Source organism: Maribellus sediminis (assembly GCF_011799805.1).
GTDB lineage: Bacteria > Bacteroidota > Bacteroidia > Bacteroidales > Prolixibacteraceae > Draconibacterium > Draconibacterium sediminis_A.
This window is the reverse complement of the sequence record NZ_WXUB01000002.1, coordinates 824,654-846,525: the sequence shown is the minus strand read 5'-3', so window position 1 is coordinate 846,525 and position 21,872 is coordinate 824,654. Positions and strand designations below refer to the sequence as shown.

16 protein-coding genes and 1 riboswitch are annotated in these 21,872 nt (G+C 41.3%); of the genes, 5 read left to right on the top strand and 11 right to left on the bottom strand.

The features are described 5' to 3' along the window. Positions 1 to 2: 2 nt before the first annotated feature. Entirely contained in the window at positions 3 to 1,070 is a 1,068-nt protein-coding gene (locus HFD85_RS09755; RefSeq protein ID WP_167608364.1) for a sensor histidine kinase, read from the bottom strand. 167 nt (positions 1,071 to 1,237) lie between these two features. Next, positions 1,238 to 1,465: riboswitch (cobalamin riboswitch) on the top strand. Between the two features lie 83 nt (positions 1,466 to 1,548). Here HFD85_RS09755 and HFD85_RS09750 point away from each other — a divergent pair. From HFD85_RS09750 to HFD85_RS09740, 3 genes are all read left to right on the top strand, one after another. Continuing rightward, complete coding sequence (locus tag HFD85_RS09750) at positions 1,549 to 3,477, top strand: TonB-dependent receptor (RefSeq protein WP_167608361.1); 1,929 nt, start codon at positions 1,549 to 1,551, stop codon at positions 3,475 to 3,477. A 22-nt stretch (positions 3,478 to 3,499) separates the two neighbouring features. Continuing rightward, positions 3,500 to 4,810 carry a PKD domain-containing protein gene (locus tag HFD85_RS09745; protein WP_167608357.1) on the top strand — a complete coding sequence of 437 codons (1,311 nt, stop codon included), beginning with the start codon at positions 3,500 to 3,502 and terminating at the stop codon, positions 4,808 to 4,810. Positions 4,811 to 5,063: 253 nt separating this feature from the next. Beyond that, complete coding sequence (locus tag HFD85_RS09740; protein ID WP_167608354.1) at positions 5,064 to 6,341, top strand: cation:proton antiporter domain-containing protein; 1,278 nt, start codon at positions 5,064 to 5,066, stop codon at positions 6,339 to 6,341. A 55-nt stretch (positions 6,342 to 6,396) separates the two neighbouring features. Here the strand turns inward: HFD85_RS09740 and HFD85_RS09735 are convergent, their stop codons facing one another. From HFD85_RS09735 to HFD85_RS09710, 6 genes are all read right to left on the bottom strand, one after another. Then, positions 6,397 to 7,257 carry a sigma-70 family RNA polymerase sigma factor gene (locus tag HFD85_RS09735; protein WP_167608351.1) on the bottom strand — a complete coding sequence of 287 codons (861 nt, stop codon included), beginning with the start codon at positions 7,255 to 7,257 and terminating at the stop codon, positions 6,397 to 6,399. A 106-nt stretch (positions 7,258 to 7,363) separates the two neighbouring features. After that, entirely contained in the window at positions 7,364 to 8,806 is a 1,443-nt protein-coding gene (locus tag HFD85_RS09730; protein ID WP_167608348.1) for a Do family serine endopeptidase, read from the bottom strand. 220 nt (positions 8,807 to 9,026) lie between these two features. After that, positions 9,027 to 9,617 carry an LOG family protein gene (locus HFD85_RS09725; RefSeq protein ID WP_167608345.1) on the bottom strand — a complete coding sequence of 197 codons (591 nt, stop codon included), beginning with the start codon at positions 9,615 to 9,617 and terminating at the stop codon, positions 9,027 to 9,029. Positions 9,618 to 9,755: 138 nt separating this feature from the next. Next, positions 9,756 to 11,738, bottom strand: a complete 1,983-nt coding sequence (gene gyrB / locus HFD85_RS09720; protein ID WP_167608342.1) for a DNA topoisomerase (ATP-hydrolyzing) subunit B — start codon at positions 11,736 to 11,738, stop codon at positions 9,756 to 9,758. A 301-nt stretch (positions 11,739 to 12,039) separates the two neighbouring features. Beyond that, positions 12,040 to 13,815 (bottom strand): TonB-dependent receptor, encoded by a 1,776-nt coding sequence (locus HFD85_RS09715; RefSeq protein ID WP_167608339.1) that lies wholly within the window; start codon positions 13,813 to 13,815, stop codon positions 12,040 to 12,042. A gap of 12 nt (positions 13,816 to 13,827) precedes the next feature. Then, entirely contained in the window at positions 13,828 to 16,902 is a 3,075-nt protein-coding gene (locus HFD85_RS09710) for a tetratricopeptide repeat protein (RefSeq protein WP_167608336.1), read from the bottom strand. Between the two features lie 206 nt (positions 16,903 to 17,108). On the opposite strand from HFD85_RS09710, the gene HFD85_RS09705 reads away from it, so the two are divergent. Continuing rightward, entirely contained in the window at positions 17,109 to 17,831 is a 723-nt protein-coding gene (locus HFD85_RS09705; protein ID WP_167608333.1) for a cell division ATP-binding protein FtsE, read from the top strand. Here the strand turns inward: HFD85_RS09705 and HFD85_RS09700 are convergent. From HFD85_RS09700 to HFD85_RS09690, 3 genes are read right to left on the bottom strand one after another with little or no spacing between them, the layout of a single operon-like run. Beyond that, positions 17,820 to 18,173, bottom strand: a complete 354-nt coding sequence (locus HFD85_RS09700) for a type II toxin-antitoxin system RelE/ParE family toxin (protein ID WP_167608330.1) — start codon at positions 18,171 to 18,173, stop codon at positions 17,820 to 17,822. The two genes, HFD85_RS09705 and HFD85_RS09700, sit on opposite strands and share 12 nt — an antisense overlap. After that, positions 18,145 to 18,354, bottom strand: a complete 210-nt coding sequence (locus HFD85_RS09695) for a hypothetical protein (RefSeq protein ID WP_167608327.1) — start codon at positions 18,352 to 18,354, stop codon at positions 18,145 to 18,147. The genes HFD85_RS09700 and HFD85_RS09695 overlap by 29 nt, the downstream gene beginning before the upstream one ends. A gap of 58 nt (positions 18,355 to 18,412) precedes the next feature. Beyond that, positions 18,413 to 19,528 carry a glycosyltransferase gene (locus tag HFD85_RS09690; RefSeq protein ID WP_167608324.1) on the bottom strand — a complete coding sequence of 372 codons (1,116 nt, stop codon included), beginning with the start codon at positions 19,526 to 19,528 and terminating at the stop codon, positions 18,413 to 18,415. A gap of 109 nt (positions 19,529 to 19,637) precedes the next feature. On the opposite strand from HFD85_RS09690, the gene murB reads away from it, so the two are divergent. Further along, on the top strand, positions 19,638 to 20,654 hold the full coding sequence (murB, locus tag HFD85_RS09685) for a UDP-N-acetylmuramate dehydrogenase (RefSeq protein WP_206081930.1): 1,017 nt from the start codon (positions 19,638 to 19,640) through the stop codon (positions 20,652 to 20,654). Positions 20,655 to 20,730: 76 nt separating this feature from the next. Here murB and mltG read toward each other — a convergent pair whose 3' ends face one another. Further along, the gene (mltG, locus tag HFD85_RS09680) at positions 20,731 to 21,792 is read right to left on the bottom strand and encodes an endolytic transglycosylase MltG (RefSeq protein WP_206081929.1); all 1,062 of its coding nucleotides are present in this window, start codon (positions 21,790 to 21,792) and stop codon (positions 20,731 to 20,733) included. Between the last annotated feature and the right edge of the window lie 80 nt (positions 21,793 to 21,872).

Here is a 21,872-nt window from a genome sequence, read left to right as displayed (position 1 = left end):
GTTTAGCTTTTCGGTAATTCAATCCGAACAGTAGTTCCTTTATCTACTTCTGATTCAAATTCGAGTCGTCCTTTGTGTTCTTCAATTATATTGTAGGTAATTGCCAGACCTAATCCTGTTCCTTCACCGGGCTCTTTAGTGGTAAAAAAAGGATCAGTTACTTTTTTCAAATCACCTTGTTCAATTCCGCATCCATTATCTTTAACCTCAATAAATATAGCATCTTTTTCGTTTTTTGTCGTTATTTCAATTTTACCTTTATCCGGAATGGCCTGAGATGCATTTACCAGAATATTTAAAAATACCTGGTGCAATTGTCCAACATTACCTTTAACAACGGGCAAGTCTTTCGCGAAGTGACGGCTAACGCTGATACCGTTTTTTAGCCGGTTACCAATAATATTAAGGCAGTTATCGATGATGTCGTGAACATCGCACTCTTCATCGAAGGCTTCTTTGTTTCTGCTGAGTTTGTTCAATCCCGATACGATAGCATTTACGCGCTCGATTCCGGTTTCAATACTACCGGTAAATAAAGTCACTTTTTCGTTTTCAATTTTCTCTTCCTCGAAGTATTGTTGTAATCCCGTCAGTCCACCCAAAATATAGTTAAGGGGATTATTGATCTCATGTGCTATTCCGGCAGTGAGAATACCAATTGAAGCCATCTTTTCGGCCTGTAACAAATGACTTTCTGCTTCTTTTAGTTCTGTTAGTGTTTTTTCCAGTTCCTGGTTTTTCAGATTGATTTCCTTGTTCTTTTTTTCCAGTTGTTCAAACGCAGCATCAAGGTCTTTTGTTTTTTCAAGTACCAGGTTCTGCAGGTTGTTTTTGTGGTTCTCCAGTTCCTTCTTTGTAGTCCTCAGGTCTTTGAGGTGTCGTTTCAAAAAAAGAAAGAACAACAGTGCCGTAATAAGTACGTAAAACCATCCTTTGTAGGTTTGTACATCGGTCAGAAAATCAATGTCATCTATAATAGTGATCAGAAACTTGTCGGAAAAAATGATCCACAGGCTACCAATTAACAGGTAAGCTAAGGTAATTTTATATTCGAATTTGAACTTCGGCATTTAATCTTATTGTGGTTGTGGCTTAATATACAGTTATTTCAGTCCCAAAAATATATAGTTTAATTTAAATTTCATGAGCTTTTTTAAATAACTCGGCGAAAGAAGCTTTCTATTAACAAAAACAAAAAACAATTAACAAAATAGTTTAGCCGGGAACTTTCTGTTTATATTTGCATCAGAATTTTGGTTCGAAGTTCATTTGTCATGAACACGATGAAAAGGGAATCCGGTGTAAAACCGGAGCTGTACCCGCAGCTGTAAATCCCATCCGTCAACTGACGGATTGCGTTGTTGAACTACAGGCCACTTTTCCGATCCCGATTGCTATCGGGAGGAAAGGGAAGGCATCAGCAACAGGGATAAGCCAGAAGACCTGCCATAATTCCTTTAAAATAATTAAGCTTCGGGATAAAAAGCTTGAGAAATATTCGAAAAAGTATTTTTCACCAATTATCCAAAGCTCCTTAAAAATTGTGTAATGAGGAGGTTTGTTGTAATAATTAGCGTATTGTTCGCTATTCATGTTTCAGGTCAGGAAAAAGACTCTGTACTCGATACTGTTCAGATTGAAGAAGTGGTGAGTTATGGTCATTTGCAAAAGTTTCAGTCTGGTGCTAAAATCGAAACGATTTCAGGAATCGGATATTCTCAGGGGCAAGACGGTAACCTCGAGCAGTTGCTTTCCAGAACCATGCCAATCGCTTTTAAAACCGATGCCGGCGGACTGTCGACTATTCGCATCAGGGGAACAGCTGCAAGTCATACCAGCGTTAATTTTGGTGGCATCGATCTAAATTCACTTACACTTGGTCAATCTAATTTTAATAACATTCCGGTTTATTTGTTCGACGAAATTGGAGTGCAGTTTGGCAGCGCCAGTTCGGTGAATGGTTCAGGTAGTATTGGTGGTGCAATTTACCTCGGGCTGAATAATAACTGGACCGATGGTTTCAGGCTCGAAACAAGAATCTCACACGGCTCTTTTGGAGAGCAACTTTACGGAACCAAAATCTTTGCAGGAAACGGAAAATTTGAAGCCGTAACACGTGCGTACTATTATTATAGGAAGAATGATTTTCCGTTTTTAAATACCACTTACCGCGATTTTGAGAACGACATTTTCGAAATTGAAGATGTGCAGCGCAACGCAAATGTCGAGAAGTACGGATTGCTGCAGGAACTGAACTATAAATTCGCTGACAACGAGTCTTTTACTTTTAATATATGGCTTGAAAACGACTGGCACCAGGTTCAGCAAAATATGCAAACTAACCTGAATAACCCCGATTTCGGGGAAGAATATCAGGATCAGCATTTGCGAATATGGGCCGGTTACAAGAACCGGAAAAATCCCTTCAAATTCGAAGTGAATGGTGGTTATGTATTCGACGATGCAGTGAATAATGGCAACACGGAAGATACTATTCGTACGCAACGTGTCCTTGCGGAAGCTTTTATTGAACACGATTTTTCAACTAAAGCCAGCTATAAAGTGGGGGCAAAAGCCGAACGAATTTTCCCGCAGGTCTATGCCTACAGCACGAGTTTGGAAAAAGAGGACCGTGTTGATTTTTACGCTTCATACTACCAACAGTTTTTTAGGACGCTTTCGCTTACCGTGAATCTCCGGCAAGGTTTTGTTACTGATTACGAGGTGCCTTTCACACCCTCGCTTGGGCTGAACTACCTGGCGCTTTCAAAAGAATACTGGATATTAAGGTTTTCGGGAAGTGTGGCACGAAGTTACCGGGTACCAACTTTTAACGACCGATTTTGGCTGCCTGGAGGAAATCCTGACCTGGCACCCGAAAAAGGGATGAATTACGAGTTGGGGACAAAGTGGAGCTATTGCAACGGCGATGTTTCAGGTAATATTAAGCTAAGTGGTTTTTACCTGAATATTGAAGACTGGATATTGTGGAAAAACGGGGGAGCTTTCTGGTATGCCGAAAATGTTCAGAAGGTAAAAAGCCAGGGCATCGAATTTATGACTGACTGGCAGTATTTGCTGTTCGGATTAAAAACATTATCGGGACTGAACTACTCGCTGACATTGACAAAACGTATGGCTTCGCTAAATTCTACAAATGCCATCGGCCGGCAGCTGGAATATGTGCCGCTTCACAGCGGAAATTTCTTCACCACCACCTATTGGAAAAATTTCGATTTTACGTTAAATGGCACTTACACCGGCGAACAATACACCGATGAGGAAGACCGGAATGTTTTATATCCCTGTTTTTTGCTCAATGCCGTGCTTTCTTATCAGGCTAAACTTAATTCATCAAATCAGCTACAAGTATCAGGACTGCTGAATAACCTGTTTGATGTTGATTATCAGTCGAGCTGGGGCTACGCCATGCCGGGGATCAACTATCGTTTAAGTGTGACCTATAAATTTAAATAGACAATCAAAATAACAATTCAAAATGAAGAACAAATTCAAAATTTTCTTTCTGCTAAGCGCTGTCGCTTTATTTTTTACCGCCTGTGATAATGGTGATGACACGACTGAAGTATCTGCATGTTTTACCTATTCTCCGGAAACAACACTGCAGGTTGGCGACACCGTGTATTTTAGTAACTGCTCGGAAAACGCCATTGATTACACCTGGGATTTTGGCGATGAAACCACATCAACCGAAGCTGAACCGTTTCACATTTACGATGCGCCGGGAACCTACGACGTAACGCTGACTGCTGTTAACGGAGGTATTTCAAATATTCTTACAAAGCAAATAAGTATTGATGCCGATTTGGCCTTTATTGTGAATTACGGAAGTTATAACAGTGCCAGTTCTACCATTTCTGCATTCGATAAATATGCCGATGAGGTAACGAACAATTACTACGAATATGTGAACAATACCACTTTGAATTCCAATATTCAATATGCCTATACTTATGCCGACAAGATTTACATGCTTGGAAATGTAGCAGATCAGTTGTTTTGGGTCGATTCGAAAACCCTGGAGCAAAGCGCAAACGGCATTCAGGATGTTGACAAACCACGCTATTGTATTGCCGATGGAAACTACCTGTATGTATCGTGCTGGGGAAGCGATGATATTTTTTATGGCGACCTCACTCAATCGTACATTGCCAAAGTTAATCTAGAAACAAATTCTGTAGAAAAGGAAATCACTTTGCATGGCGGGCCTGAAGGATTGGCAATTGTGAATAACAAGCTATATGCAGCTTTAAACTACATGGATAGTATTGCGGTTATGGATCTGGCAACAGAAGAAATTTCATACATCGAAACGTCAGCATTTCCGAGCTATTTCGAAAAAGATGCACAGGGAAATTTGTACGTGGCCTTGACACGTGCCTGGGATGATTATGTAACACAAACCGGAATTGGATATCTAAATACGACAAGCGACGAAATAGAAGCATTTTATGCTTTGGATGGCGTAGGTACAACTTATGATAACTCGCTGACATTTAATGCTGATCAGTCAAAATTATATGTGATGTCGTCGGGATATGATGCAAACTGGAACCTGAGCGGAGCAGTATCAGCATTCGATGTTGCGTCAAAAAGTTTTGATTCAGGAAATGTTATCGAAGGAATTTCGGGCATTAACGGAATTCAGTATTTCGACAATAAGCTGTTCTGCTTTATCGCAGAAACAGTAACCAGTAGCGGGAAGGTAGTAAGTTATTCAACCGATGGTACAAAAATTAAAGAATATCAAACCGGTGCTGCTCCCTTCATGTTGCTCACCGCAGAATAATATTTAAAAGTTATTAAAATAGTTTCTTTGAAAATCATGCTTGACCGGGATCGGATTCCAATGCGGAATCTTCCCGGTTTTTTTGATTTACAGAAGCTTGTAATGAAACAGGCCGGATAATAACCAGATGAAACTCTCGGTTGATTCGAATTTTCTATTGCCCATTGGTATTTCGATATGCAATTTGAAATAATTCTACTTATCTTTCTTCAGTGTTTAATAGTAACAAAAATAAAACAGACTAACCATTTGTATGAATGCATACCTTTTTTTGATCGGACTTTGTGTCGTTATAATATTTTCATTTTTCACCGGCATTTTATCGAAGAAGACCAATGTACCAAGTGTTTTGGTGCTTATTCTTCTGGGCGTTGGACTCAACCAGTTGCTTGAATACTTTAAATTAGAACCCGATTTTTACAGTTCACTTGAGGTTCTGGGTATTGTTGGTTTAATTATGATCGTGCTGGAAGCAGCTCTCGATTTGGAATTAAAGAAAGAGAACTGGCCCATCATATGGAAATCTTTTACCATTGCAGCCTTATCGCTGGCATTTACTTCGGTTTCCTTATCCTTTATTCTTTTGGCTTTCATGCCCGATATGCTCTTTTTAGAAGCGCTGGTTTATGCACTACCGTTATCCATCATGAGCAGTGCCATTGTTATCCCCAGTGTTATGAATATGAGCAAGTATAAAAAGGAGTTCATGATTTACGAGGGCACATTCTCTGATATACTTGGCATCATGGTATTTTACATGATTGTTGAGAACATTGATGTTGAAGGAATGCGGCAACTGAGTATTGCGATCGGGGGTAACTTGTTTCTGACCTTATTTATCTCGGTTATTCTAAGTTATGTGTTGCTTTATATCATCCAGAACATTCGTGGTGAAGCGAAGTTTTTCCTGTTTCTGGCCGTTTTGGTTCTGCTGTATTCTGTTGGCAAACTGTTTCATTTATCATCGTTGGTAATCATTCTGATGTTTGGATTATTGTTGCGCAACCATAAAGTACTGTTGTTTTGGAAACTGGAAGAATGGTTAAAGGACGAACGTATGGAGACCCTTTTCGATCAGTTTAAAATGATAACTGTTGAAACCTCATTTTTGGTTCGTACCTTCTTTTTTGTTGTATTTGGGATGACTTTGCCACTCACTTCGCTTATCAGCTGGAATGTTTGGCTCATCAGTGTTTTGTTTCTGATTGTTACTTATGGTTTGCGTTTTGGGTTGTTTTTTGCTATCGAGCGCCGGAACATTATGCCGCAGGTGTTAATCACTCCTCGTGGATTGATCTCAATTCTGCTTTTCTTTGCTATTCCTGAAGAGTTGAAAGTTAAGGGATTTGAGAATGGAGTTCTGTTTGTTGAAATCCTGGCCACCAGTATCATTATGGCCTGGGCACTTATTGCATACCGCAAACAAAAAGCCGAATTGGATGAGGCACTGGCAGATGGCGGTATGGCTGTGAACAGTGGAGATTCACGATCGGAGTTTACAGAAATTTCGATTAGTACGAAGGAAGACTAGGAGGATTTTATACAATAAAAAAGGTTGCCATTTAATTGACAACCTTTCTCTTTTACTATCCCAGATATGATTTTAATAATTTGCTTCGCGATGTATGTCGTAATCGTCGAATAGCCTTTTCTTTTATCTGACGTACCCTTTCCCGGGTTAAACCAAATCGTTCACCGATTTCTTCTAATGTCATTTCCTGGCACCCTATGCCAAAAAACAGTCTAATAATGTCACTTTCACGTTCAGTCAATGTTGCTAACGCGCGATGAATTTCTTTCGACAAAGATTCCATGATCAGGCTTTTGTCGGCATTTGGCGAATCGTTGTTAACCAGTACATCAAGCAGGCTGTTATCTTCACCGTCAACAAACGGTGCGTCAACAGATACATGACGTCCTGAAACTCGCAAAGTGTCGGCAACCTTATCAGCAGGAAGCTCGAGTGAATCGGCTAATTCTTCAGGCGAGGGCTTGCGTTCGTGTTCTTGCTCAAATTTTGAAAATGCTTTGTTGATCTTGTTCAACGAACCTACCTGGTTCAATGGCAAACGAACGATACGCGATTGCTCTGCAAGCGCTTGAAGAATAGACTGGCGGATCCACCATACTGCGTAAGAAATGAATTTAAAACCGCGGGTTTCATCAAATTTCTCAGCTGCTTTAATCAATCCGAGGTTCCCTTCGTTAATAAGGTCAGGTAAGCTTAGTCCCTGATTTTGGTACTGTTTCGCTACCGACACCACAAAACGAAGGTTCGCTCTGGTTAATTTTTCCAAAGCAGCCTGATCACCTTTTTTGATCCGCTGGGCCAATTCCACTTCTTCCTCTACAGTAATCAGCTCTTCCTTGCCAATCTCCTGTAAATACTTGTCTAAAGAGGCACTTTCACGGTTAGTGATTGACTTTGTGATCTTTAGTTGTCTCATTTATATTTCTTAAAAATCGTGCAAATATAGAACATAAATAATTAATGCTCAAGGAGAAAATTTATTCAGGATGTAAAAGTTACAAAATTAAGGAAATTTTTACAAACTACTCGGTCCCTAATCCAAAAACATAATATGCTGATTCACCATTTGGATAAATTCCTTCAACTAATATTCCACCTCTTGCATTTCCAATCTCTCTTTTAAAGTCATTGACTTCGTAAATGGGCTTTTTGTTCACGTTTGTGATAATAAAACCTTTTTGTATACCGGCATCTTTTAATTTTCCTTTTTTAAGGTCTTTAATAATTATGCCATAGTCAATGTCCAATTCTCGTTTTACATTGTCGTCCACAGTTTCGAATTCGGCGCCAAGGACGCTAATGTTATCTCTAACAATTTGTGTATCGCCATGTCTGTTACGTAAGGTAACGGTAAATTGTTTCTGTTCATTGTCCCGAAGCACAACAACTTTAATATCGTCACCAGGGCGATACTGGCTTATTCTTTCCTGCAATTCTGCAGATGTTTTAACTTTTTCGCCGTCAATAGTGATGATTACATCCTTTTCTCTAATTCCGGCTTCTTTAGCTGCCCCGTTGTCAGTTACTCCTGCTACATAAACACCTTCAACCTTGTCGAGGTTCATATCTTTTGCAAGTTCTGCGTCAACATCTCTGATATTAACACCAATCAATGCACGTTGTACTTCACCAAATTCCTTCAGGTCTTCAACTACTTTTTTTACAATTGAAACCGGGATGGCAAAAGAATAACCGCTGTATGAACCGGTACGCGAAGCAATGGCTGCATTTATGCCAACCAGGTTTCCCTGTTGGTTAACGAGTGCACCACCACTGTTTCCGGGATTGACTGCTGCATCGGTCTGAATAAACGACTCGATGGAGTATGTATCCTGGTTGATACCCAGATTTCGTGCACGTGCACTTACGATACCGGCAGTTACGGTTGATGTCAGGTTAAACGGATTGCCAACTGCAAGTACCCATTCTCCCAGTTGCAGATTCTCTGAATTTCCATACGTCAGGAACGGCAGGTCTTCTGCATCAATTTTTAGAAGAGCGAGGTCGGTTGAAGGATCAGTTCCGACAACCCGGGCATCGTACTCCCGTTTGTCATTCAGTATAACTTTTACCTTCTGCGCATCCTCAACCACGTGGTTGTTGGTTACGATATAGCCATCCTCAGATAATATAACTCCGGAACCAAAACCCTGTTGAACCTGTGGTTGCTGGTTTCTTAATCCGAAAAATTCATCGATGAACGGATTTCCGCTGGACCATTGTCCCGTGCGTACTGATTGAGTAGCGATGTGTACTACTGCATGAACCGATTTCTCGGCCGCAAAGGTTAAATCCGGTAATTTTTGTTCACTATCGGCGGGTAAACTGGCATAACGAACTGCCTGCTCTTCTTTTACTGTAACAACTTTTGTTTCATTGAAGAAAGTACTGTAGGTCCACACTGCCACAAAGGCGCCTGCAATAACAAGTAAAAATGTTAATGAGATTCTTCCAATTTTCTTCATGGTGTAAAATTTTAATTAATAATAAGCGTCCAATTTCGTGCAAATTTGCTGCCATTGTTATTCCGAATGTCTAAGTTTTTCGGCTATTTTGCATTATTTAACAGCTCTTACTTTCAAGTGTTAAAAGATGAAAAAGACTTTTTAAAATATGCTGCAAATATGTCAGTAACGAAATGTGCTTATTGTGTATCTGACCTCGATTAATTTAAACAATTACAATTTATCCCTTATTTTTCTCAGGAACAACAAACCATTTTGAATCCAGTTCAACTTCCTCGTAATTTTTTATATAATTCATGGCCTCTTCCGAATCTTTGGCAACAAAATACAGTTTTCGGTAAATGGGCTTGGCAAATTCTTCGTTGTATGAAACTTCGAACTGTTTTAGAAGGTGTCCGAAAAAGTTATTTGTATTAATAAAAACAATGGGTTTTGAATGATAGGAGAGTTGCCGTAGGGTAATCACTTCAAGTATTTCTTCAAGCGTTCCGAAACCACCCGGAAGTGCAATGAATGCATCAGACATATCGCGCATTCTGGCTTTTCGTTCCATCATATCTTTGGTAACATGCACTTCGTGTGAATGGTCGGAAACGAGCGACCTTGAGATCATTTTTTCAGGGATGATACCAATGGTTTTTGCGCCCTTTTCTTTTGCTGAAATGGTGACAGCTTCCATCAGGCCCACATTGGCTCCTCCATTGATTAAAGTGTCGTTACTGTCGGCTATCAATTCGCCAAGTTTGCGGGCCTCTTCAAAATATGTAGTATTTATTGCATTGCTTGAAGAACAGAAAACACAGATATTCATTTTTTTAGCTTTAAGTAGTGAGTACTTAGTAATGAGACGAGAAAACCGGGCATTGCCCGGTTTTCGAACTATTTTGAATGAAATTTTAGCAGGAAAGTGAGCTGTCTCACCTCTCGTTACTAAAATCTCGAATCTGATTTACGCGTCGATATTGGCGTATGTAGCGTGATCTTCAATGAATTTACGACGAGGCGGAACATCGTCACCCATTAACATGGAGAAGATGTGGTCGGCTTCTGCCGCATTTTCAATAGTTACCTGTTGCAGTGTGCGTTGTTCAGGATTCATGGTGGTTTCCCAAAGCTGTTCTGCATTCATTTCACCCAAACCTTTGTAACGCTGCGTGTGCACTGAACTTTCGTTTCCGTCTGCCCACTCATTAATTAAGTCCATGCGTTGTTTCTCGTTCCATGCATAGGCTTCCTTTTTACCTTTTTTTACAAGGTAGAGCGGTGGTGCTGCAATGTACAAGTGACCGTTTTTAATCAGGTCGTTCATGTAGCGGAAGAAGAAAGTCATGATCAGAGTGGCAATGTGGCTTCCGTCCACATCGGCATCGGTCATGATTACAACCTTGTGGTAGCGCAGTTTTTCCAAGTTTAGCGCTTTCGAATCTTCTTCTGTTCCAATTGTAACACCTAAAGCAGTGAAGATATTTTTGATCTCTTCGTTCTCGAAAATCTTATGCTGCATGGCTTTTTCTACGTTCAGAATTTTACCACGCAAAGGAAGAATGGCTTGTGTTCTGCGGTCGCGACCTTGCTTGGCCGTACCACCTGCCGAGTCTCCCTCAACAAGGAATACTTCGCATCTGGATGGATCTTTTTCAGAGCAGTCGCTAAGTTTGCCAGGCAGACCGCCGCCGGTGAGTACATTCTTTCGCTGCACCAATTCACGCGCTTTACGTGCTGCATGACGTGCCTGAGCTGCCAGTATCACTTTATTTACGATCTGACGTGCAGCTTTTGGATTTTCTTCGAGGTAGTACTGCAGTGCTTCGCTGGTTGCCTGGTCTACCGAAAGACTAACCTCTGAGTTGCCAAGTTTGGTTTTGGTTTGTCCTTCGAATTGTGGTTCCTGAACTTTTACCGAAATAATTGCAGTGAGTCCCTCGCGGAAGTCATCACCACTGATGTCAAATTTCAATTTCTGAAGCATTCCTGAAGAATCGGCATAGTTTTTCAGGGTACGGGTTAAACCTCTCCTAAAACCGGTTAAATGCGTTCCTCCCTCAATCGTATTGATGTTGTTCACATAAGAGTGAATGTTTTCAGAAAATGAAGTATTGTATTGAAGCGCAAGTTCTACGGGAATGTTATTTTTTTCGGTAATGATATGAATAACATCGTCGATGAGTTTTTCACGCGTACCATCAAGGTATTCAACAAACTCTTTTAACCCCTCTTCCGAATAATACGTTTCTGTTTTAAAGCTTCCGTCTTCTTCTACCTCGCGCTCATCAATGATGGTCAAAGTAATTCCTGCATTCAAAAAAGCCAGTTCGCGAAGCCGCGCAGCCAGAATTTCGTATTTGTAGGTAGTTACAAGGAAAATACTTGCGTCGGGCTGGAAAGTAACAATTGTACCGGTTTTATCGGTTTCGCCAACCACGCGAACATCGGCGACAGGCTTACCTATTTTGTATTCCTGTACCCATATTTTGCCATCCCGGTGCACTTCTGCTTTCAGGTCGGTTGAAAGTGCATTAACACACGAAACACCAACCCCGTGAAGTCCACCTGAGACTTTGTACGAATCTTTGTCGAATTTACCACCCGCATGTAATACGGTCATTACAACTTCAAGTGCCGATTTATTTTCTTTTGTATGTTTTTCGGTAGGAATACCACGCCCGTTATCTTCAACACGGATCGAGTTATCTTTCAGGATGGTTACTGTAATTTTGTCGCAATATCCGGCCAACGCCTCATCGATAGAGTTATCAACTACCTCGTAAACCAAATGATGAAGACCTTTTTCATTGACATCACCAATATACATGGCCGGACGTTTCCGAACGGCTTCCAGTCCTTCCAATACCTGAATGCTATCGGCACCGTAGTTTCCGTTACCGTTTCCATTGCCATTTGTCGGGACATTCTGTTTTTCAATTTCGCTCATCTCTCTTGTCTATTTTTTTATCCTTCAGGATATTGTAAAATAAAATAGTTTCCCTGTTGCGAAAGCTACCCGAGCTTTCAAAAGGAAACTAGTTGATTTTCAATTCCTTATGCTGTTGTAAAAATGATAATGAAATCACTCGACAAAGATAAAAAAAATACCCAAAGAACCTTGATTTTTAAGGGCTTTTAACATCGGAATTGTTAACGAGTTATTAACATGAAAATGAGGGCGATAAATTGAATTTGAAACCAACAAAAAAGGGAGCCCTTAAGCTCCCTTTTATTTCCGAATTGATTGATTAGAACGCATAACTGATTCCGGCCAGTGCATTAAAACTTTGCACCGGGTAGCCAAACCAGCGTTCGTATTGTTGGAAACCAAAGTTATTGAGTTGGGCAAATACCGAGAATTTGTTTGTAAGCTGGTAATTGCCTTTTAAATTAAGATCGAAAGCAGGATCAAGGGTGTACGATTTTCGTATGGGAAGATCTTCGGGAATCAAACTTCCGGATTCTTCAATAATCAATGCTTTTCTGTCGCCAATCAAATAAATGTCGGCAGAAACACTCAGTTGTTCCGTCACTTTGTAGCCTAAGGCAATAGTTGCGTCCCATGTAGGAAGGTTCCAGGCTTCTTCCTGCTTGTCCATTTTGTAGCTGTAATAATTCACCGAAAGCGACAGGTCCATTTTCTTTGAAGATGCGTACAGGATTTCGGCATTCAACTTTAAACGGTTCATATCGTCGTATAAAACATCAAAAGTGTTGTCGGCAATTAAGGGAGCCGGATTGTATGCTGCATCGAAATAGTAATTTTCATTCAAAAAATACAGCGGTTTGTCGGTATTGATCGCATATTCTCCCGAAATTTTATAGGTGGTTCTTTTCGACATTTTTCCGTCGAAACCACCATAAAATCTGAACTGCTGCATCGAATTTTTCAGGTGATGATCAGGATTAACAAATGGATTCTCGTAAGCAATCTTCGAATAGTGATTGTGCTGAAATGCTCCGTCGATACCGGCATAAATTTTCAGAATCTCTTCCACCGGTGCCCAGTTGGCATTTATCCTTGGAGCCAGTTTGGCCTGTGTTTCTTCGTCGGTCTGTAAAATGAACCACGCATTTAATCCCAATGTCACGTTGGCTTTTTCGTCGCCAATGTACCAGGCCGGTTTGGCAAAAAGTATGGTTGAGGATGTTTTTCCGAATGCGGTATCTGCCGGGAGAGTGATGTTGCTAACCTGCGCGAATTCAACTCCGGCATCCAATAAACCTACACCCGAGGTCAATGGTCTTCTCATGTTGAAAGTGAGGTTGGCAAAATTCTCGCGTTGTTCGGTTTTTGTTCCGAAATAATAGTAGTCGAGCTGAAAGCCAAACTCTTCCTCATCCATTTCAGCTCCGGGATCATCCAAATCGATATGCACGCCACCTTTTGTAAAAGCCTGTTTTGTTCCAAAGTAGTTAATGCTTTGTTCATCTTCCAGCAGCGGGGCGGGAACCGGATCTTCCGGATAACCGTAGTAATTGAATACATCATGGTTCAGGGTTAGATCAACTGAAAGTATCGATTGTTGAACCGTGTGTTTCAGAAACAATTCCACTTCGTTATTCATGAATGGGGCATCAACTTTATCGCCACCCTTCAGTTTTACATCGCCAAACGACGACAGATGCATGGCATGGATCCCAAATACCGTATTTTTCGAATTCAGGTTATTAAAGAATATTTCGCCGTAGGGTTTGTAGTAGGTTCCAAGTCCGGCACGCACCAGACCGTATCCTTTTTGGATGGGGGGCGTGGTTTCAATGGTTGCTGCTTTAAGCGGTGTAACTGAAAAAGTGCTAAAAACAGGTTGGCTTTTTATGTTATAATTGAAAGTCGGTTTATCAGCTTCTTCCTCGTCAATTTCAGGCATGCTGTTCAGTTTGTTGGCATCCGAAATTGTTGGAGTGTAAGCTTTGGTAACTTCCACCTCGCGCTTTAACGTATCCTGTTTTACCTGAGCCTGACTCACCAGTCCGGCGATCAGAAAAGTAATTAGAAAGATGTATTTTGCTTGTTTCTGCATTGCTCTCCGAATTTAATTTTGTTTGATTTCCATTTGAAATGCGCTGTCTTTGGCATTCTGTTGCTGCTGCGCTTCTTTTTCAAGGATGATATTTAAGCGACGGTTGGCTTCTTCGATAATTCCGTCGTTCTCGTCGTTATAGTTATCTGCGAGGCTTTTTAGCGTGTGTTTGGCCTGAAACTGGTCGCCGTTATCTTCATAGATGCTTGCCAGCAACAGGAATGATTTTCCGAGCCAGAAAGTATAAGGCGTTCCTTTGTCAACAAAGTCGATGATTTCCTGCTCTGCTTTTTCTTTCCGCTTGTCTTTGTAGTAGATTTCAGCCAGCAGGTACTTCGCTTCGGCGCCTTGCTCGAGTTTAGTGTCGTTTGACACATCTTTTAACGGATCGATGGCAGAACTAAGGTTACCCAGTTCGTAATTCGATTTCCCGATGGTATAATCGGCTTCGTATTTTAATGCGTCGTTGGTAATGTCGAATTTCTTCACCTTTTTCGCGGCTTCAATGGCTTTGTTGTATTCTTTTGCGAGCATGTGGCAACGCATTTGGCCGGTATTGGCTTTCAATACGTTCCATTTGTTGTTGGCGAGAGTCTCGAGGCGGTTAAACATGCTCAACGCTTCCGGATAATTTTCGGCACTGAATTGCATTTCCGAAGCTTTTGACAGCGCCGGTTCGCTAAATACATTGTCGGGCTGACTGGCCACGTAGGTATAATGTTCGTTGGCCTGCTGGTATTCGCCTTCTTTGTAAAGTATTTCGCCCAGGTAAAAATGCGCATTTACCGCATAGCTGCCGTTCGGGAATTGCCTCAGGTATTGTTCCAACTGGCTTTTAGCACCGGCATCGCCCGACATGTAAACACGCTCGGCTGCCTGGTAGGTCAGCTGGTCCTGTTCCGAAGCACTTACATTTGCAGCACTTCCTCCAAGTTTTCGTACATAGGCAAAATAGGCGTTCACATTATTCAGCTCAACATAGCAGTTTTTAATTCCTGAAAGCGCAGATTCTGCTTCGGGAGTTCCTTTGTAATTCTCTGCTACTTCTTTGTATTGTTTCAGAGCGGCATTGAAATCGCCATTGTTGTAGCTGACCAATCCAAGTTGCAGCAGTGCTTTTCGGTAAAAAGTACTGCCCGGATAATTGCTTACTATTTGCTGGTATTGTTGAACGGCGTCGTAGTTTTTGCCTACACGTTCGTAAGCTCGTCCAAGTTCATACAGCGCGTCATCGCGGTATTCCGATTGCTGAAAGTCAGTCAGCAGTTGATTCAGATCATCGATCTTATCCTGTTGTTTCCGCTGTAAACCTTCGCAAAATGCGATCTGAAGCAAGGCATAATCAGCTTCGTACATTTTCATGTTGTACGCCTCGCGGTAATTTTCAACTGCCCGGTCGTAATTGGCGTTCAGGAAATAGTAATCGCCAATTCGATTATGAGCATCGGCAACTTTGGGAGTGCGCGTCCCACGTGCACTGCTCACATATTTTTTGAAATGATTGACAGCAGTTTCACGGTTGTCCATTTTCAGGTAGGCATATCCCAGGTTGTAATCCGAACTGCCTGCTTCTTCAACAGACGATGCACCTTTTGTTTGCTGAAAGCGGTTGTATGAAATAATGGCGTCGTTAAAATCGCCAACGCGGTACAAAGCTTCCGATTTCCAGTACATGGCGCGCGCATTCAATTCCTGACTGTATTTGCCGTTGTCCATCGACTGGTCGAAATACTCGATGGCTTGCTCGTAATTCGCATTGTTGAACAATTCGAGCCCGCGGTAAAAAGTTACCCGCTGGTAAGCTTTTAGCACATCCGGTGTTTTGTTCTGTATTTTTTCGATCGATTCGATGGCGTCCTTGTAGTTGCGGGTCACCATGTATACATCAACCAGAATTTTATAGGCTTCCGCATTTCTGTCAGAGTTTGGATAGAGGCTGATATAACGGTCGAATGCTTTTATCGTTTCGTTAAAAGGCGAATAGGAAAGTTCGTAAGTCAGTTTGGCATAACTGAACAGTGCGTCTTCTTTAATCGCCGGGTTAAAATCGAACTCAGCTGCAGCATTAAACGCCGTTTTAGCACGTTCTTTTTCATTCAGCTTTACCAAGCAATCTGCCAGGTGATACAAGGCATTTTGCGTCAATTCATCTTCGCCTGTTGAAGCTTGTTCGAGCAAAGGTGCTGCTTTGTCATACTGGCCGTCGTGGTAATAGCAAAAACCAAGAATGTAATTTTCTTCGCGCGTTTTGGGCCCCGAAGTTTCAAAATAAGTTTCCAGGTAAGGAATGGCTTTGCTGTATTCTTTCAGGTGAAAATAGGAGTCGCCAACAATCCGAGACAGTTCAACTTTCTGGTCCTCCTGTACATCATTAATGATCGATGTGGTATAATTTACTACCTGATCGTATTTGCCTTGTTTGTAGTAAATGTGGCTCACATAAATCGGAATCACCTGCGAATAAGCCGGATCGTTGTTCATCTGCGTAAATCCCTGCAATGCTGCTTCGTAGTTTTCATTCAGGTATTGAATGTGTGCCCAGTAATACGTTGCCGGTTTGCTGTACAGGTTATTGCTGTTCCGGATAGCCTCGAAATCAGACAAAGCAGCATCAACGAAATCCTGCATCAGGTTGGCGTATCCTCTTTTGTATTGCAATTCAACCTGATCGTCATCAGACAATCCTGCCGGATCAACATTGGCAAAACTGCGCAAGACACGCAAGTATTGCTGTTTATCAAACTGATTCTTTCCGATATTAAACCAGGCATCGTTAATGTATTGGCTTTCGGGATATGTTTCGATAAAACTTTCGAGTAACTTATCGCCCGAACGATAGCCTGCATTTAGCGCCGATGCGGCACGAAAATATTCTGCTTCGGAATAGATTTCCGACTTTTTCTCAACGTCTTTTCTGATTTTTTCAAACTCACGAAACGCCGAAATGTACTTTTTGTGCTGGTATAATTCTTTGGCAACGTCCATCTTTTTCTGAATATTGTCGTAATACGCCGTTTCCTGGGCGTTTATCTGAATATGAAAAAGAGTGATTATGGCCACCAGAATGCTGAAACGCTTTGTCTTCATGCCTTTAATGTCTCGTTTTTAATGAATTAACTGCCAATCATTAATTCTTTCTGAATCGTTATTATTAGATTTCTAAAATAGCTAATATCGCTTTGCCGAATGGTTTCTACTTCCTGTAATTCTTAACATGAAACTGTTGATTTCTTCTGTTTATTATATCGGCGATTAATTATTTTACCTTTAATTTGAAAAGCTAATTACTACAAATGGACAGGAAAAAAGTTATAAAGTTGTCAAATGCATCGGTTTATCAGCGCGAAAACCTGATTATATCAGCCATCGATATCGAAATTTTTGAGGGCGAATTTATTTATGTGATCGGGAAGGTGGGGACCGGCAAAACCAGCCTAATTAAAACCTTGCATGCTGAATTACCTTTAGCCGACGGAAAAGGGGAAGTTCTTGGATTCCAGTTGGAAAGCATTAAGGACCGAGATATTCCGCTGCTGAGACGGAAAATGGGCGTTGTATTTCAGGATTTTCGCTTACTGAGCGACCGGAACATAAAAGCTAACCTTTCGTTTGTGCTGGAGGCAACGGGCTGGAAACGAAAAGATGAAATTGAAGCACGCGTAAACGAAGTTCTGCAAGTAGTTGGCATGACGGAGAAAAAGGATAAAATGCCACATGAACTGAGCGGGGGAGAGCAGCAGCGCATTGTAATTGCCCGCGCCATTCTTAACGATCCCGAAATCATTTTAGCTGATGAACCAACCGGTAATCTCGATCCTGAAACTTCGGAGGAAATTCTCGATCTGTTTATCCGACTTAACAAAGAGGGGAAAACCGTACTGATGGCAACGCATGATTATGCAGTAATTGCCAAACATCCGGCACGAACACTGATTTGCGCCGCCGGCAAACTTTCTGATTCGGAACAAAATAAATCGATGATCGAGTTTGAGGATTTATTGGAATCAAATGTTTAAACCGGCAATTTCAAGTAAAACATCCAATTCTTTATCTGTCAGACCTTCTTTTGCCGATTTATCAAAGACTGAAAGAAGAAAAACCGATGATGCAACAATTTTTACACAGGTTATTACCCTGCTACCACAACTTTTGCCTTTTCCTTTTGATGTTATTGCCATTCTGATTTTATAACAATCTTTTCCTAATGCTGTGCCCGTTTGTGGGTTTTGTTCTAAAAGTTGAATTAGTTGAAGCAAGTCGCTTTTGAATGAAGGATATTTTTTTACCAGACTTTTTGCTTCTTTTTTGAAATTGGAAGTAACAAGTACTTTAAAGTTCTTCGATGAAATCTTTTGCATCTTGAAGGTATTTGTCTCCACCGAGATGTTCTTCAACTTCATCAAGGGCGTTGTTGAGCCCGTCAACATATTCCATATGTCGTGGCGATAACTTTTTTACTTTTTTAATTCCCAGGTTTTTCAATAATTCCAGGAAAAAGTTGAATTTACTATCTGGTATTTCAAGGACTATTCGTTGCATAATTTATAGCATATAAAACAAAAATAACTCAATTTGAGTTTAATCTCAATGAATTGTCTTACAAAAGTTTGCTGAAAATTTCCTGAAGTACTTTTTCTTCATTCTCCCAGACCAGTTCTTTTGAAGCCGATTTCAGGTTTTCCTTCCACAGTTTTCTTTTTGCGTTATTTGTAAGCGCTTCCTGTATTTTTTCTGCAAGGATTTTCGGATCAAGTGAATCGGTAATTTCTCCAATATTATATTGCTTTACAATGGCTGCCATTTCGGGGAGGTTGGTCACCAACACCGGTACCTGCGCCTGGATGTAGTCGAACAATTTATTGGGCAACGCAAAGCGATAATTTAATCCAAGATCTTCCTCGATCGATAAACCGAGATCAGCAGTTGCAGTTATTTTCGAGAGTTCTTCAAGTGGCAATCGGCCGGTAAATTCAACTTTATTTTGCAGCTTTTCCTGTTCAACCAAATCGTGAAGTTGTTGCCTGATATCGCCGTCGCCGGCAATAACCAGCTTTGCACCGTCAAGAAAGTGCATGGCTTTAATGGCCTGCTCCAAACCACGGCCAATATTCAAAGCTCCCTGGTAAAGAATTATTTTTTCACCCGATTGTTTTTCTACTGGCTTAAAATCCCGTTTTTGCGGAAGATTCCGTACCACTTTAAAATTGGTGCCGTATTGTTTGTTGTATACATCGGCGATCGACTGACAAACCGTATAGGCGTGTTTAACTTTTGGCAGCATTCTGCTTTCCAGTCCTTGCCAGATCTTCTGAATTTTTGGACGGTGTATCAACTCCGGAACTTCTGTAAAATACTCGTGACTGTCGTATACCAGTGGCTTGTTTCGGAGTTTGGCAGCGATGAAATTTCCAGCTAGCGAATCAAGGTCATTCGAAAGTAAAATATCGCATTTCGCAAAGAGCAGGTAAAGAAAAAGCCGGAAGTTGAACTCAGTATAAAAACAAGGCCCTTTTTTGAAAATCAAACGCATTCGTTTGGTGGAATAGTCCCGGCTTACCGGCAAACTATGTGGTAATTTACGGCCAAGCAGCATTACATCGAAATCCATCGAAAGCAGGGTGGTACAAACTTTATGCACACGATTATCCGAAACCAGGTCGTTGGTTACTGAGACAATGATTTTCTTTTTGGCTGTTTTCAATGTGAGCGACATTTTCGGTTTGTAAATATAGAACTTTTACCGGGGCGAAATATTTTGTCGCGGTAGTTTTAGTGGCGACTACTCTTAAGATTTCGTCTATCTTTGCGCAAAACTTTTTTTCATGATCCGTTTTTCAGAAAACTACTCGCTAAAGGCACACAATACTTTTGGTGTAGATGCCAAAGCCAAATTTTATTTCGAATTTACCGATCCGGCAGATCTGCAGATTTTCCTTAACGAAAACCAAAGTTGGAAAGAAGAAAGGCTGATTGTTTTGGGCGAGGGGAGTAATATACTGTTTCTGAACGATTTTGACGGACTGGTGATTCACCCGAACGTGCCGGGAATAAAAACAGTAGATGAAGACCGTAACAATTACTGGGTTGAAGTGGGAGCCGGCGAAGTTTGGGACGAATTCGTGGATTTCGCAGTAACCTATAACCTCGGAGGAATCGAAAACCTGTCTCTAATTCCGGGAACTGTAGGAGCAGCGCCGGTGCAAAATATTGGTGCTTACGGCCAGGAAGTTTGTGCGGTTGTGGAAAAAGTAAAAGGCTACGACCTGGAAAAGCAGCAACTGAGCGAATATACCGTTGATGAATGCCGCTTTGCCTATCGCGACAGCATTTTTAAAAGTTACCTCAAGAACAAATTCATCATTACTTCGGTAGTTTTTCGCCTGGAAAAATTTCCTGAGTTCAATCTGAAATATGGTCAGCTGGAAGAGAAGGTAAAAGCAAAAGGCGATCCTACGCTCCAGTCGATCCGCGAGGCTGTTATTGAAATCCGTTCATCAAAATTACCCGATGTAAAAGAGCTGGGCAGTGCCGGCAGTTTCTTTAAAAATCCGGTAGTTGACGAAGGTCTGTCAGAAAGTCTCAAATTGAACTATGAAACGGTTCCGGTTTACGCAGCGCAGGGCGGAAAGGCAAAACTGGCTGCCGGTTGGCTGATTGAGCAAGCGGGCTGGAAAGGCGTTCGCGAAGGAGCAGTTGGTGTACACAAAGATCAGGCGCTCGTAATTGTAAACTACGGTGGAGCCACCGGGAAAGAGGTGTGGGATTTCTCAGAAAAAATCAAACAATCCGTTTTCGAAAAATTCGGAGTTGAACTTGAAAGAGAAGTCAATTGCATCTAGTCATTCCTGCGAAAGCAGGACTCTCACTGTAAATCGCACCTGTTGGAAAGAATGCTAGAATTCTAAGCGGGAAATCTTATTTGTAAATTTTATTTTCGTCCAAAGCCGCACGATATTTAGCAGCGTTTCGGTTGTGCTCAGCCAACGTTGCAGCAAAGTTGTGGTAACCCGAAAAATCCTCTTTGGCGCACATATAAAGATAATTGTTCTTTTCGTGATTCAATACAGCATCAATTGCCAAAATTGAAGGAAATGAAATTGGTCCCGGAGGCAATCCTGCGTATTTGTAAGTGTTGTAAGGCGAATCAATTTCAAGGTGTTTGTTCAGCACCCGCTTAATTCCAAAATCGCCAAGTGCATATTTCACGGTTGGGTCGGCCTGTAACGGAATTCCTTTATGCAGCCGGTTGATATACAATCCTGCAACTGTTTTCAGCTCATCGTTTTTTGCAATTTCCTGCTCAACGATCGATGCCAGAATTGTAACTTCCACAGGGCTGAGATTGATCTGTTCAGCTTTTGCTTTTCGCTCGTCGTTCCAAAAACGGTGGTATTCCTGGTTCATACGTTCGGCGAACTCAGGAGCTTCGCTCGTCCAGTACATTTCATAGGTGTTCGGGATAAACATCGTTCGGTAGGTTTCGGGATTAAATCCCCACTCCTCAATTTGTTCGGTATCTGAAAACAATTCGATTATTGATGTTGAATCGGCCCAAATGTACTTGCTCACTTTCCCGGCCAGGTCTTCGTTTAAACGAACGTTATTAAAAGTAACATCAACCGGATCCTGGGCGCGGCTGCGCAGTTTATTCACGAGCGCGTTGGTGGTCATGCCTTGCTGAAGTTCGTAACGTCCGGGCTTTATTTTATCCCGAAAATCCTTCTTTTTCGATACCCACTTAAAGGCTTTATAGTTTTCCAGTACTTCGTCTTCCTCGAACTGCCTGATCAGGTCGTCGAAAGAAGTGCTGTCTTTTATTAGAAGTACATAATCCGACCGAACGTTGCCATCAAAAATATAGTGGTACAACTGGTAAGCACGCGCACCAATCAGAATAAATGCCAGGGCAAATACAATAATTATAAGCTTTCCGACACGCGGAAAAGTCATAGCTCTGTTCTTTTGATCAATCGACATAAAACGAAATTTAAACGGATGTCAAAGATAAAATTCTTTCACGAAGGATGGATAAAAATTAACCATGTATATAATTTCAA

Coding starts and splice junctions, on each gene's coding strand:
- HFD85_RS09755 (WP_167608364.1), bottom strand. CDS start 1,070: ATGCCGAAGTTCAAATTCGAATATAAAATTACCTTAGCTTACCTGTTA.
- HFD85_RS09750 (WP_167608361.1), top strand. CDS start 1,549: ATGAGGAGGTTTGTTGTAATAATTAGCGTATTGTTCGCTATTCATGTT.
- HFD85_RS09745 (WP_167608357.1), top strand. CDS start 3,500: ATGAAGAACAAATTCAAAATTTTCTTTCTGCTAAGCGCTGTCGCTTTA.
- HFD85_RS09740 (WP_167608354.1), top strand. CDS start 5,064: ATGAATGCATACCTTTTTTTGATCGGACTTTGTGTCGTTATAATATTT.
- HFD85_RS09735 (WP_167608351.1), bottom strand. CDS start 7,257: ATGAGACAACTAAAGATCACAAAGTCAATCACTAACCGTGAAAGTGCC.
- HFD85_RS09730 (WP_167608348.1), bottom strand. CDS start 8,806: ATGAAGAAAATTGGAAGAATCTCATTAACATTTTTACTTGTTATTGCA.
- HFD85_RS09725 (WP_167608345.1), bottom strand. CDS start 9,617: ATGAATATCTGTGTTTTCTGTTCTTCAAGCAATGCAATAAATACTACA.
- gyrB (WP_167608342.1), bottom strand. CDS start 11,738: ATGAGCGAAATTGAAAAACAGAATGTCCCGACAAATGGCAATGGAAAC.
- HFD85_RS09715 (WP_167608339.1), bottom strand. CDS start 13,815: ATGCAGAAACAAGCAAAATACATCTTTCTAATTACTTTTCTGATCGCC.
- HFD85_RS09710 (WP_167608336.1), bottom strand. CDS start 16,902: ATGAAGACAAAGCGTTTCAGCATTCTGGTGGCCATAATCACTCTTTTT.
- HFD85_RS09705 (WP_167608333.1), top strand. CDS start 17,109: ATGGACAGGAAAAAAGTTATAAAGTTGTCAAATGCATCGGTTTATCAG.
- HFD85_RS09700 (WP_167608330.1), bottom strand. CDS start 18,173: ATGCAAAAGATTTCATCGAAGAACTTTAAAGTACTTGTTACTTCCAAT.
- HFD85_RS09695 (WP_167608327.1), bottom strand. CDS start 18,354: ATGCAACGAATAGTCCTTGAAATACCAGATAGTAAATTCAACTTTTTC.
- HFD85_RS09690 (WP_167608324.1), bottom strand. CDS start 19,528: ATGTCGCTCACATTGAAAACAGCCAAAAAGAAAATCATTGTCTCAGTA.
- murB (WP_206081930.1), top strand. CDS start 19,638: ATGATCCGTTTTTCAGAAAACTACTCGCTAAAGGCACACAATACTTTT.
- mltG (WP_206081929.1), bottom strand. CDS start 21,792: ATGTCGATTGATCAAAAGAACAGAGCTATGACTTTTCCGCGTGTCGGA.